At 60.1% G+C, this 12,561-nt stretch carries 12 protein-coding genes; 6 read left to right on the top strand and 6 right to left on the bottom strand.

Translation table 11 applies throughout. The features are described from left to right. Window positions 1-39: 39 nt before the first annotated feature. The 4 genes from FAZ30_RS16940 to FAZ30_RS16925 are packed head-to-tail and all read left to right on the top strand — an operon-like array spanning window position 40 to window position 4,198. Window positions 40-1,701, top strand: a complete 1,662-nt coding sequence (locus tag FAZ30_RS16940) for a HAMP domain-containing methyl-accepting chemotaxis protein (protein WP_137009909.1) — start codon at window positions 40-42, stop codon at window positions 1,699-1,701. 10 nt (window positions 1,702-1,711) lie between these two features. Beyond that, window positions 1,712-2,254 carry a chemotaxis protein CheW gene (locus tag FAZ30_RS16935; RefSeq protein WP_124643979.1) on the top strand — a complete coding sequence of 181 codons (543 nt, stop codon included), beginning with the start codon at window positions 1,712-1,714 and terminating at the stop codon, window positions 2,252-2,254. Further along, the gene (locus tag FAZ30_RS16930) at window positions 2,254-3,114 is read left to right on the top strand and encodes a CheR family methyltransferase (protein ID WP_124643980.1); all 861 of its coding nucleotides are present in this window, start codon (window positions 2,254-2,256) and stop codon (window positions 3,112-3,114) included. The genes FAZ30_RS16935 and FAZ30_RS16930 overlap by 1 nt, the downstream gene beginning before the upstream one ends. A 4-nt stretch (window positions 3,115-3,118) precedes the next feature. Beyond that, on the top strand, window positions 3,119-4,198 hold the full coding sequence (locus FAZ30_RS16925) for a protein-glutamate methylesterase/protein-glutamine glutaminase (protein ID WP_137009908.1): 1,080 nt from the start codon (window positions 3,119-3,121) through the stop codon (window positions 4,196-4,198). A 118-nt stretch (window positions 4,199-4,316) separates the two neighbouring features. Here the strand turns inward: FAZ30_RS16925 and FAZ30_RS16920 are convergent, their stop codons facing one another. Continuing rightward, a complete protein-coding gene (locus FAZ30_RS16920; RefSeq protein ID WP_137009907.1) occupies window positions 4,317-5,405 on the bottom strand; it encodes a tyrosine-type recombinase/integrase in 1,089 nt (362 codons plus the stop codon). Between the two features lie 414 nt (window positions 5,406-5,819). Here FAZ30_RS16920 and FAZ30_RS16915 point away from each other — a divergent pair, with 414 nt between their 5' ends. Both FAZ30_RS16915 and FAZ30_RS16910 read left to right on the top strand, forming a co-directional pair. Then, complete coding sequence (locus FAZ30_RS16915; protein WP_124643983.1) at window positions 5,820-6,959, top strand: response regulator; 1,140 nt, start codon at window positions 5,820-5,822, stop codon at window positions 6,957-6,959. A 357-nt stretch (window positions 6,960-7,316) separates the two neighbouring features. Beyond that, window positions 7,317-8,381: a DNA-binding protein gene (locus tag FAZ30_RS16910; RefSeq protein WP_168190872.1), complete on the top strand. Its 1,065-nt coding sequence runs from the start codon at window positions 7,317-7,319 to the stop codon at window positions 8,379-8,381. A gap of 248 nt (window positions 8,382-8,629) precedes the next feature. On the opposite strand, the gene FAZ30_RS16905 is transcribed toward FAZ30_RS16910, so the two are convergent. The 5 genes from FAZ30_RS16905 to FAZ30_RS16885 form a co-directional block, all read right to left on the bottom strand. After that, entirely contained in the window at window positions 8,630-9,112 is a 483-nt protein-coding gene (locus FAZ30_RS16905) for a GAF domain-containing protein (RefSeq protein ID WP_137009905.1), read from the bottom strand. Between the two features lie 119 nt (window positions 9,113-9,231). Beyond that, on the bottom strand, window positions 9,232-9,972 hold the full coding sequence (phbB, locus tag FAZ30_RS16900; protein WP_124643986.1) for an acetoacetyl-CoA reductase: 741 nt from the start codon (window positions 9,970-9,972) through the stop codon (window positions 9,232-9,234). 122 nt (window positions 9,973-10,094) lie between these two features. Continuing rightward, window positions 10,095-10,979 carry a ribosome small subunit-dependent GTPase A gene (rsgA, locus tag FAZ30_RS16895; RefSeq protein WP_124643987.1) on the bottom strand — a complete coding sequence of 295 codons (885 nt, stop codon included), beginning with the start codon at window positions 10,977-10,979 and terminating at the stop codon, window positions 10,095-10,097. Next, window positions 10,976-11,302: a 4a-hydroxytetrahydrobiopterin dehydratase gene (locus FAZ30_RS16890; protein ID WP_137009904.1), complete on the bottom strand. Its 327-nt coding sequence runs from the start codon at window positions 11,300-11,302 to the stop codon at window positions 10,976-10,978. The genes rsgA and FAZ30_RS16890 overlap by 4 nt, the downstream gene beginning before the upstream one ends. Further along, complete coding sequence (locus tag FAZ30_RS16885; protein ID WP_137009903.1) at window positions 11,299-12,546, bottom strand: M48 family metallopeptidase; 1,248 nt, start codon at window positions 12,544-12,546, stop codon at window positions 11,299-11,301. The genes FAZ30_RS16890 and FAZ30_RS16885 overlap by 4 nt, the downstream gene beginning before the upstream one ends. Between the last annotated feature and the right edge of the window lie 15 nt (window positions 12,547-12,561).

Below are 12,561 nucleotides of genomic sequence, written 5' to 3'. Positions count from 1 at the left end.
ACCCGCATTGCCTATTTTCTAACAGGTCCGGAGGCTGCCATGAACTGGTTTCACACACTGCAGGTTAGAAACAAGCTGACCATTGCCTTTTCGCTGGTGTTGGCATTTCTGTTATTGCTGGGAGTGCTGGCTTACTCCTCTACCGACAAGATGACTGGCCTAACCGTCAATATGTATGAGCGCGAGCTGATACCGGTAAGGGATCTGGGCCATGCCGCGCGTTATGCCATGGCCTGTAATCGTTCGCTCTACCGCTATATCGCCGAGAGCGACACCAAGGTCATGGACCAGGTGGACATCAATATCGGCAAGTTTGAAAAGGAAATGAATGGCGCGCTGGATCACTACCGTAAAACGGCACTCAGCCCGCAAGAAGTAGACGCACTGCGGCGTTTTGATACCGCCTGGGCGGCCTATGAGGGCTATGCGGCTGAAGTCAAGAAGCTGTCCTACACCGATAACGGTAATGGCGAAAACAACAAGCTGGCATTGAAGATCATGTCGGAAAAGGCCCGGCCTACCTTCGACAGCATCAACAGCATCATGACCGAGCTGATCGATGCCAATCTCAAGCAGGCCAGTGCGGAGATGGATGAAAGCAAGGCCACCAGCGGGCATACCCTGGAAATGATCCTGGTCATCGTGCTGCTGGCCATCGTGGTGAGCATCGTGGTGGCGCTGCTGGTGATTCGCAGCATCCTCAGCCAGCTGGGTGGTGATCCTTCCTATGCCATGCAGGTGGTGTCGCGGGTGGCCCAGGGTGATCTGACGGTGCCCATCCGCCTGCGCAGCAATGACGATTCCAGCCTGCTGTTTTCCATCAAGGGCATGGCACACCGCCTGTCCGACACGCTGTTGGAGGTTAGCTCCATGTCCGAATCGATCGGTTCGGCCTCGGAACAGGTGTCGGCCACCGCCAATTCGCTGGCACAAACTTCGTCGGAACTGGCGGCCAGTGTTGAGGAAACCAGTGCCTCGGTCGAGGAAATGGCCGCTACGGTTACCCAGAATGCCGATAATGCCCGCGTCACCGAAGGCATTGCCGCCAAATCGGCCAGCAGCGCCACCGATGGCGGCCGTGCCGTGGGTGACATGGTGCATGCCATGAAGGAAATCGCCTCGCGCATTACCGTCATCAACGATATCGCCAACAAGACCGATCTGCTGGCCATCAACGCTGCTATCGAAGCGGCCCGTGCCGGCGAGCATGGCAAGGGTTTTGCCACCGTGGCGGTGGAGGTGCGCAAGCTGGCCGAGCGCTCGCAAGTGGCCGCCAAGGAAATCGGTGATCTGGCCGGGCGCTCGGTGGGCGTGGCCGAACGTGCTGGTGTGCTGCTGCAGGAGATGCTGCCGGGCATCGACCAGACCGCGACCCTGGTGCAGGAAATCTCCGCCGCCTCGCGCGAGCAGCGTACCGGTATCGACCAGATCAACAGCGCAGTGACCCAGATCAGCAGCGGCATGCAGTCGTCGGCGTCGTCGGCAGAAGAACTCAGCTCCACCTCGGAAGAACTCAGCTCCGCCGCCATGCAGCTGCAAGAGCTGATGCAGCAGTTCAAGCTGCGCGGTGGTCGCAGCAGCATGCGCAAGCTTGGCCATGGCGCAGGGAGCACGCGCAAGGCCAGTGCTCCGCCACCGCAGTCGCACGGTGATGACGATTTCGACGACGAGATAGACGACGACAAATTCACCAAGTACTAGGAGCAAGACCATGAAAGAACGTCTTGAACCTGTGGCCGGCGCCGCCACCGACAGCAAGTTTCACTGCGTGACCTTTATTCTCGGTGAGGATCTGTTTGGGATTGAGATCAACTTCATCCGCGAGATCATTGAGTTTGACGGCATCACCCAGGTGCCGATGATGCCCGGCTTTGTGCGCGGCATCATCAATCTGCGTGGCTCGGTGGTGCCGGTGATTGATCTTTCCATCCGTTTTGGCCGGGGCATGACCGAGCTCAAGCCCTCCACCTGTGTGGCCATTCTGTCGCTGCCTGGGCTGGAAAGCGGCTATAGCGAGGTCGGTATCCTGCTGGATGCCGTGTGCGAAGTGCTGGAAATCCCGCGCCGCGACATCGACCCCTCGCCCAGCTTTGGTGCCAGCATCCGTGGCGACTTCATCGAGGGGATTGCCACCATCAACGAGCGCTTTGCCATTTTGCTGAATGTGCAGCAGGCCTTGTCGGTGTCCGAGCTGAGTGCCATGGCCGAGTCGGCCAGCCTGCAGTATTTCAGCGATGAAGCCGAGGTCAGCTAGTGTTTGGCCCAGGACCGCTATTGGGGCGCGATCCGGTGCTGAGCGATCAGGAGTTCAGTCGCTTTCGTCGTTTCATCTATCAGGAGGCGGGCATCGACCTGCCGCCGGGCAAGCTGGCCCTGGTGCAGTCGCGCCTGTCCAAACGCATCCGCCAGCTGCAGCTGGATAGTTTCATGGCCTACTGGCAATTGCTGCAGGGAGCGGAGGGCCGGGTGGAGAAGCAAAGGGCGATCAACCTGCTCTCTACCAATGAAACCTATTTTTTTCGCGAGCCGCAGCACTTTGACTGGCTGCAGCACCATGTGCGCGAGCTGCATGGCCAGCGCCGTGGTGCGATCCGTATCTGGTCTGCTGCCTGCTCGACCGGGGAGGAGCCGTACAGTATCGCCATGACGCTGGCGGATAGCCTGGGCCTGCATGGCAACTGGCAGGTGTACGCCAGTGACATCAATACCCAGGTCACGGCATTTGCCCGGCGTGGCGTCTACCTGCACGACAGAGTGCGCAGAACACCGCCAGCCATGTGGCGCAAATACTTGCTGCGCGGCATCGACGAATACAGCGGCAAGGTCAGGGTGCTGCCGGAACTGGCGCGCAAGGTGGATTTTTCCAATATCAACCTGCTGCATTGCGAAGACTTTCGTCAGGCGCAGTTCGATGTGGTGTTGCTGCGCAATGTCCTGATCTACTTCGATGGCGAGACCAAGCAGCAGGTGCTCAGCCAGCTGTGTAGCAAGATCCGCCCCGGCGGCTATCTGCTGATCGGCCATTCGGAGTCCTTGCGCAATCTGGACCTGCCCTTGCAGCAAGAGCAGCCTTCGCGTTACCGCCATGTGCCGGTCAGCCATACACAAAGGTGAGAACATGCCGATTCGGGTGCTGATTGTCGATGATTCCGCCGTGGTGCGGGAAGTGCTCAGCCAGATGCTGGCCGCCGCGCCGGATATCCAGGTGCTGGGTGCCGCGCCCGACCCGCTGTTTGCCATGCAGCGCATGAAGCAGCAATGGCCGGATGTGATCGTGCTGGATATCGAAATGCCACGCATGGACGGCCTGACCTTTCTGCGGCAGATCATGGCGGATCATCCCACTCCGGTCATCATTTGTTCCTCGCTGACCGAAAAAGGCGCGCACATCACGCTGGAAGCGATGGCTGCCGGCGCGGTGGCCATCATCACCAAGCCTGCACTCAATCTGAAGTCATTCCTGCAAGGCAGCGCGCAAGAGCTGATCCAGCAAGTGCGTGCCGCGGCCGGAGCCAGGATGGGCGCGGTCAAGCGCATCCTGCATGGCGCAGCGGCATCCGCCAGCCCAGCGCCCAAGCTGACCGCCGATGCCGTGCTGGAGGCGCCATCCGGCCGGGCCATGTTTCGTACTACGGAAAAAATCATCGCCATCGGCACCTCGACCGGTGGTACTCAGGCGCTGGAGTACATGCTGCCACGACTGCCGGCCACCTGTCCGGGTATCGCCGTGGTGCAGCACATGCCGGAAAAATTCACCACTTCGTTTGCCGAGCGGCTGAACCGGCTGGCCAAGGTGGAGATTCGTGAAGCCTGCAATGGTGACCGCCTGCTGCCCGGTACGGTGCTGATTGCGCCCGGGGGCAAGCATTTGCTGATCAAGCGCAATGGTGCGCAGTACCAGGCCGAAGTAAAGGACGGCCCGCTGGTGTCGCGCCATCGCCCTTCGGTGGATGTGCTGTTCCGCTCGGTAGCGGTCAGCGCCGGCAAGAATGCGGTTGGCGTCATCATGACCGGCATGGGCGACGATGGCGCGCGCGGCATGCGCGAGATGCATGATAACGGTGCCCGTACCCTGGCACAGGATGAGGAATCCTGCGTGGTATTCGGCATGCCCAACGAGGCCATCCAGCACGGTGGTGTGGACGAGGTGATGTCGCTGGAAAAACTCACGGTGATGCTGGCGGGCCTGCGTGCCTGATGCAGATGATGTGGCGTGGCATGTCGGGCGGGGCTGCTGGGCTGGCAGGAGCGGATGGTCGGTGGAAGTCCGCCTTCAGCCAACAGGTATGCGCCCGCAGAGGCTGATCAGTAAAAGATTACTCTGAGCGGGTAAAGCGATGTCGTTGGGAGAATTCGTGCCGCGCCTCGTCTTCGCTGTGCAGGTAGCGGCGGGTGGTCTGGATGCTGGCGTGGCGCAGGTTCTGGCTCACCATCAGCAGCGGCACGCCCGCTTCCAGCTGATGACTGGCCGCAGTGTGGCGCAGCCAGTGGGTGCTGGCCTGCAGTAGCTGGCTGCGACTTTGCGGGTCTTCGCAATGGCTGGCGGCGCGTTTGAAGATTTCCTGGCAGATCAGGTAGATCGCCTTGTCGCTGACCCCGTGCAGGCTGTCCTTGCCTTGCCCGGGAATGCGGCACAGCAGGGGCGTGTCTTCGGCGTGCTGGGGGAGGCGGCCCAGTCCCAGGCTGTGGCGATAGTCGCCCAGTGCCTGCAGCAATTCATCGGATACCGGTATATCGGCAGTGCTGCCGCCTTTGCCATGTACGCGCCACCACCATTGTTGCCGCCGCTGGCTGATGTCACCCATGCGGGCTGCGGCTACTTCCTGCCGGCGTGCGCCGGTGAGGTAGAGCAGGGTGAGCAGCCAGCGGGCGCGGGCTGCTTGTAGTTGCTCGCGGTGCGTGTTGTGTGGCAGGTGTTGCAGTGCGCTGAGAATGGCTTGCCAGGCGGCGTGGTCGAGAAAGCGTTCCACCGGGCGCGTGTCCAGCGTCTGGCGCTGGCGCAGCAGCTTGAACGGGTTGCCATGGCGGTAGCCGGCTTCGCTCAGATAGCTGAACAGGGCGGACAGAATGGTGAGGGCCTGGCGGATGCTGGCGGGCTTCAGTGGCCCGGTAAATGGTTTCCAGTGCGCATGCTGGCGTGGCCGGGCTGGTCCTATCCAGCGTTCTGCTGGCCAGGGTGCTTGCAAAAAGCGCTGGTAGTCCAGCACATCCTCCCGCCGCACGGCTTGCAGGCCCTTGTGGCGATCTGTCAGCCACAGCAGGAAGCGCTCGGTCTCCTTGCGATAGCTGCGCAAGGTGGCGGGGCGGTCGATGAATTCGCTCAGCCATAGCAGGACGGCCTGCTGGTCGGACTGGGCGGCGATCAGGGCGTCGGGGTGTCGGGTGTCGGGCAGGATATTGGGCATGGGCTTGCCGATTCTAGGGCGGCATGGTGCGGTGGACAAGCACTCTTGCAGCGTTGTGGCGGTGTTGGTGCTTGGCCGGGTGGGCTTGGGGCCTGTTAACGCTATTTTTTTCACGGCAGCGGATGTTGAGGGGATGCAATGCGCGAAAAACCGCGCGCCGCTCAACATCCGCCCCGCAGGGCAGGCCGGATTAGCTTGCCACTGCTGCGTTGTCGGATTTGCGCTTGGGGCCACCAAGCGCTGCACCCTACGCCTTGCATTGACAACCTTTCAGGGCCTGCGCTGCAGAAAACATAGTGTTAACAGGCCCTAGTCCAGCTGACTTTGCTGATGTCGCTTGAATAGGACTGGTGTTGGCAGCTATAGAAGAGAGACTGAGTACTTAGATAGGTAAGGGGAAAAGGTGTTTCAGGCATGAACGAAAAAGCAAAAATACTGGTGGTGGACGATGTGGAGACGGTGCGGCGGCTGCTGAAAATGGGCTTGTCGCGTAGCTTTGAGGTGGTGGATGCCAGTAGCGGCGAGGAGGCGCTGGCGATGCTGAGTGAGGTGCGTCCGGCAGCCATCTTGCTGGATGTGGAAATGCATCCCGGCATCGATGGCTTTGAGACTTGCCGCCGCATCCGGGCAAATGAAGAGTTTGCGCAGGTGCCGATCGTATTTGTGTCGGCGCGCGAGGAGATAGAAGACCGACTGGCCGGCTACGAGGCTGGGGGTGAGGATTATGTCGTCAAACCGTTTTCTGCGCCGGAACTGGTAGCGAAGTTGCAGCGGCTGATTGACTCCACTGTTGAGCGTGGCAGGCTGAATGGATTGGCCCGTGATGCCAGCTGTGCTGCCATGACCGCCATGCAGAGCATGAGCGAGATGGGGGCCTTGCTGGAGGTGGTGAAGCGTTTGGGTACGGCATCCACGGTGCTGGAGCTGGCGGATGCCATGGTGGCTGGTGTGGCGCTGTATGGGCTGGAGTCTTGCGTGCAGGTGCGCGTGCCGACCGGTGGGATAACGCGTTGTCGCGGTGGTGAGGCTAGCCCGCTGGAGCTGTCGGTGATGGATCATCTGGTCGGCATGGGGCGTCTGGTGCAGTTCAAGGCGCGCATGGTGATCAACTATCCGGTGGTGTCCTTGCTGGTGCGCGACATGCCGCTGGGGGATGAGGATCGCTGCGGCCGCTTGCGTGATCACCTGACCATGCTGGTGGAAACGGCAGATGTGCATGCTGGTGCGCTGGCTGCGCTGGAGTTGGCGCGGAATCGTGATGAGGAAATCGTGCGGCTGGCCTTGCGCATGACCGAGGTGCTGGGAGAGGTGGACAGGGCGCAGCGGGATAACCAGGTTTCCAGTCGCATTGCGCTGGAAAATGTGCGGCAACGGGTGGATGCGGCTTATGTGTCGATGATGTTGACGACGAATCAGGAGAATGTGCTCAATCGGGCGCTGGATGAGGGGGTGGATGAGTTGCTGAACTCGCAGGCGGATATTTCGGATCTGCAGAATCGCTTGTCGCAGATGGTGGCGGATTTGCGCCAGGTGGCGGGAGATGCTTCGGCCTGATGTGAAGTGGTGCTTGGTAAGGCCCGGCTTGCATGCCGGGCTTTTTTGTTTTTGGAGGGGGCCGTTGCTGGTGGCTTTGGTGTGGGGTGTTGTTATGCAGGATGGTGTGCGGTCGGCATCGATCATGCATTGATGCTGGCTTGCGGTGTCTAAAGAAGGGTCGGCAAGAGGGCTCTGGGAAGGAGGGGCTTGCTGCATGGTGGCTGGTATTTTGAAATTTTCTGAAAGAAACATCCGATAAGTACAGTAATCGGAAATAATTGTAGCGATTGTGTAATAAAATAATGTAATACGTAATAAATAATATTTTATGCTTGTGATAAAATGTGCTCATTCAACTGAAATGGTATGGTTGGCATGGCAACTGACATCTATTCACGCATTCGGCAGGTGGCTTTTGAATTGGTGGGGGAAGGGGTGTGGCCTACCGTGGTGGAGGTGCGCAGCCGCTTGGGTACCGGTTCCAATACCACCATCAACAACACACTCAAGGAGTGGCGGCAGGAGTTTCTGGCGCGTATGGCCAGTTCGGCCCGTCATCCGGATTGGCCTGCCGGCCTGGCCGAGGCATTCGGCTTGATCTGGCAGCAGTCTTGCACCGCGGCCGAACAGCAATGGGAAGCGGTACGGCAAGAGGCCGAGCAGCAAGTGGCGGATTCGCTCCAGGCACAGGCGGCGGCCCAGGCCCAGCTGGAAACCACACAGGCTTCCTTGCAGTCAGCCTTGCGTGAGCTGGAGCTGCGGGCAGTCCGTCTGCAGGAGCTGGACGGCAAGCTGCAGTCTGCCGAGCAGCGGCATGTTTTGCTGGAGTCGAACAGCCAGCGGCTGGGTGAGCAGCTGGAAGCCAGCAGGCTGGAGGCGCAGCAAGTGCGCCGAGATAGTGATGAGCGGGTGGCCGAGCTGGAGGCGCGGCATGAGCAAAGGCTGCAAGAGGCACGGCAGGAGGCCGAGCGGCGTGAGAGCCTGGCTTATGAGCGGCTGGAAGGCTTGCGGTTACGCCTGTATGAGCAGGTCGAGGAGGAGCGCCAGGCCATGAAGCTGGCGACGGCGGCCTTGCAGGAGGAGTTGCAGGCGGCGCGGCGCCAGGTATTGCAGGTGGAGCAGGTGTGGCGTGAGCGACTGGCCGAGCGGGATCGCGAATCCGGCAAGCAGGCGGCGCGGCTGGAAATGCTGGAGCAGCGCAATATCGAGTTGCAACAGGCGGCCGAGCGCCAGTCGGTGCTGGGGGAGCAGGCCAATGCCCGATTGCTGGATATGGCTGGAGAAAATGCGCGGCTGGCTGGGGAGATGGCGGCGGGGCTGGAGCGACAATTGCAGCGGCTGGCCTCTGCCATGCATGATGCGCGTCAGGATCTGGCTGTGCTGGATGAGGCTGGCATGCGCGAGTGGGTCAGCCGGCAGTTGCAATTGCCCCTGGCCTGAATGGATGGTTGAAGAGCAGATGCATGGCACATCTGCTTTTCAGCTTATTGACACACCCATCTCGCTTTCTGCAAAGAAAGCGAGGCTCCCTCGCAGGGCAAGGGCGGGGGGAAGGGGAATCAATGGGAAGGCCGCCGGATCAATACAGTGAGCAGAAAGGCCCGGCTTTGCCGGGTCCGGTGAAATCGCCCCCGTTTACTTTGTCAGCAGCCTGAAAGCAGATGCCTTACGCATCTGCTTTTTTTGGGCTAAAACAGGTGTCGCAGCGCCAGACAGATGGTTTCCAGATATTGTGCGTCGATGGCGTCGAACTGGTCGAGTTGAGCGGAGTCCACGTCCAGCACCGCGACCACTTCGCCGGCTGCATTGCGTACGGGGACAACGATTTCCGAGCGGGCGCTGGATGAGCAGGCAATGTGGCCGGGAAAGGCATCGACATCCGGCACGATCAGCGTGCGGTTTTGTGCCCAGGCGCTGCCACATACCCCCTTGCCATGCGGGATGCGGGTGCAGGCAATTGGCCCCTGAAAGGGGCCAAGCACCAGTTGCTGGCCCTTGACCAGATAAAAGCCGGTCCATAACCAGTCAAAGCTGGCGTGCAGTGCTGCAGCCAGATTGGCCAGTGCGGCAATCTGGTCGTCTTCGTATTGCACCAGTGCCTGTGTTTGCGGCAGCAGGGTCTGGTATTTTTCTTCCTTGGTTTCGCCCTGAATGGTCAAATGTTCAGCCATATCTTGCTCTGATGTGAAATTCAAGGCCGTCAGCATAGCAGAATGCCGCGCATGAAGAGGGCAATAAAAAACCCGGCGCGATGCCGGGTTTTTGTGCGGTATCCCTTGTGGAATCCGGCTTACATCATGTGCTGGCCGCCATTGATGGCCAGGTTGGCACCGGTCATGAAACCGGCAACATCGGAGGCCAGGTAGTTGATCAGGCCGGCGATTTCTTCCGGCTTGCCCAGGCGGCCCACCGGGATGTTGGCGACGATCTTGTTGCGTACTTCTTCCGGTACGGCCATCACCATGTCGGTGGCGATATAGCCCGGGGAGATGGTGTTGACGGTGACGCCCTTGCGGGCCACTTCCTGTGCCAGCGCCATGGTGAAACCATGCATGCCTGCTTTGGCGGCGGAGTAGTTGGTCTGGCCAAACTGCCCTTTCTGGCCATTGATCGAGGAAATATTGATGATGCGGCCAAAGCCGCGCTCCACCATGCCGTCCAGCACCGGTTTCACCATATTGAACAGCGAATCCAGGTTGGTCTTGATGACCGCGTCCCAGTCATCCTTGGTTTGTTTCTTGAAAGTGCCATCACGGGTAATGCCGGCATTGTTGACCAGTACATCCACTGCGCCGACTTCCTGCTGGGCCTTTGCCAGCATGGCAGCGCAGGCTGCGGTATCGGTGACGTCACACTGGTAGGCGTGGATGTCGGCAAAGCCCATGCCCTTCATGTCGGCCAGCCAGGCCTGTTCCTTGCCCGGCTTGCTGTAGGTGGTGATGACGGTGTGGCCGGATTCGGCCAGAGCCTTGCAGATGGCGGTGCCAATGCCGCCCATGCCTCCGGTTACGAGTGCGATGCGTTTTGTCATGATGCTGGCTCCTTGTCTTTGTTGGGGCGAAAAACTCGCTGATCTGAAGTCTGATATGACTTTTTTCTTACCAGAATATGAGTCCTGCACCGAATTGTAAACAGGCCAGATGACAAAACGTTTTATGCAGAATGATTTAACAATTCATTACTTAAACGTTGTAGTAAATCCAGTCTTTGCCGGGATATCGTGCCATCTTCTGCGGCCTGTTTGATTGCGCAATCAGGCTCCTTGCGGTGGGTGCAGTTGTGGAAACGGCATTGGCCGATCAGCGGGCGCATTTCCGGGAAGTAGTGCAGCAGGTCGGTGGCCTGCAAATGCTTGAGGCCGAATTCCTGCAGGCCGGGGGAGTCGATCAGGTCGCTGCCCGCCGACAGGGTATCCAGATGATAGAGCGTGGCGTGGGTGGTGGTGTGCTTGCCGGAATCCAGTGCTTCGGAAATATCGCCGATACGGGCGTTGGCCTCGGGCAGCAGGGCGTTGGTGAGGGTGGACTTGCCCATGCCGGACTGGCCGACAAAGACGCAGGTTTCACCATCCAGCAGCGGCAGCAGCGGGCTCATGTCTTCTTTGGCCGACAGGGTGATCATCTTGTAGCCGAGCGCGGCATAGGGCTGCAGCTTCTCGATCAGCGCTGCGGTTTCCGGCAGGTCGGCCTTGTTGATCAGGATGACTGGGTCGATGTCGGCGGCCTCGGCGGCAATCAGGCAGCGATTGAGCAGTTCTTCGTTGGGACTGGGAACGGCGGCAATCACAAACAGAATGCGGCTGACATTGGCGGCAATCACCTTGGTCTTCCAGTCGTCCTGACGGTACAGCAGGCTGCTGCGTGGCAGGCTTTCCTCGATGACGGCCTGTTCCTTGTTCTGAATCAGGATTTCCACGCGGTCGCCGCAGGCGAAGTCCACCCGTTTGCCGCGGGTGGAGCAGCCGTAGGTCTGGCCTTCGGCCTCCACGATGAAGCGGCGGCCATGGCTGCGGATGATCTGTCCGATGGCTGCTCTCATGCCCGGCCTTGCAGCGCTTCGGTTTTCGCCGCGCAAATGAAGTCGTTGAGGGTCAGGCCGCCGGCGTCGTGGGTACTGAAGTGCACCACGGCGCGGTTGTAGTGCACCGACATGTCGGGATGATGGTCTTCCTGATGGGCAATCCAGGCCAGGGCATTTACAAAGGCCATGGTCTGGTAATAGTCGTCAAAACGGAAAGTCTTGCACAGCTCGATACCTTTGACTTCCCAGCCAGGTAGGGTGGTCAGGAATTGATTGATGGTGCTGGCATCCAGCGGGCTTTTGCCGTGCTGGGCCTCGCAATGCAGGGCGAGCAGATTCATGGACGGGCTCCTTGCAAATGGGCGATGCGCAGGCTCGCCGGTGGGTGGGAGTCGTAAAACGCCGAGTGCAGCGGGTCTGGTGTCAGGGTCGAGGCGTTGTCACGATAGAGTTTGACCAGTGCGGCGACCAGATGGTGCGCATCGGACTGGCTGGCGGCAAATTCGTCAGCCTCGTATTCGTGACGGCGCGACAGCAGGCTGGACAGCGGTGTCAGCGGAAAAGTAAAAGCCGGCACGGCAAGGAAGAACAGGATCAGTGCCATGGCGGTGCTGGGTGTGCTGACGCCCAATGCCTGGTAGAACCAGCCGGCATGCAGCAATTGACCCAGTATGAACAGGAAGCCCAGCGACAGGGCAAAGGCAAAACCGATGCGCTTGACGATGTGCTTGCGTTTGAAATGGCCCAGTTCGTGCGCCAGTACGGCTTCGATTTCCTCTGCCGACAGCTGCTTGAGCAAGGTGTCGAAAAACACGATGCGCTTGGCGCTGCCAAAACCGGTGAAGTAGGCATTGCCATGGCTGGAGCGGCGCGAGCCGTCCATCACGAACACGCCCTGGCTGGTAAAGCCAGTACGTGCCAGCAGGGCTTCGATGCGCTGTTTCAGTTCCAGGTCTTCCAGCGGCAGGAAGCGGTTGAACAAGGGGGCGATCAGTGTGGGGTAGAGTGCCACCATCAATAACTGGAAGGCCGACCATACCAGCCACACCCACAGCCACCACAGCGGCCCGGCCTGGGCCATCAGCCACAGTACCAGCGCCAGCAGGGGCAGTCCGATCAGCGCGCCGATGGCACTGCCCTTGATGGCATCCAGCACAAACATGGCCAGCGTCATCTTGTTGAAGCCGAAGCGCGCCTCGATACGGAAAGTGCTATACAGCGAGATGGGCAGGCTGATGGCGGAGGTGAGCAGGGTCAGGGCCACGACCAGCAGCAGGCCGCTGCCGATTTCTCCCAGAGCCAGGCCGCTAATCTGCCGTGCCAGCCAGTCGAGTGCACCGCCCAGCGTCAGGCTGGCGATCAGTGCGGTGTCGATGCAGCTGGACAGCAAGCCCAACCGGGTTTTGGCCATGCAGTAGTCGGCGGCATGCTGGTGCTGCTGCAGTGTGATGGCGTCGGCAAACTCTGCCGGTACGCGGGCGCGATGGCGCGCAATATGGCGGATGTGGCGCAAGCCCAGCCACAATTTGAGAATCAGGGTCAGCGCCAGAGCGCCCAGAAAGAGATAGCGGAATGCCTCGGTCATGATTTACGCAGGTGG

The sequence above is a fragment of the Aquitalea aquatilis genome, assembly GCF_005155025.1.
In the GTDB taxonomy this organism is placed as follows: Bacteria; Pseudomonadota; Gammaproteobacteria; order Burkholderiales; family Chromobacteriaceae; genus Aquitalea; species Aquitalea aquatilis.
Note: the sequence above shows the minus strand (reverse complement) of the source record. Positions and strands in the feature narration are given on the sequence as shown.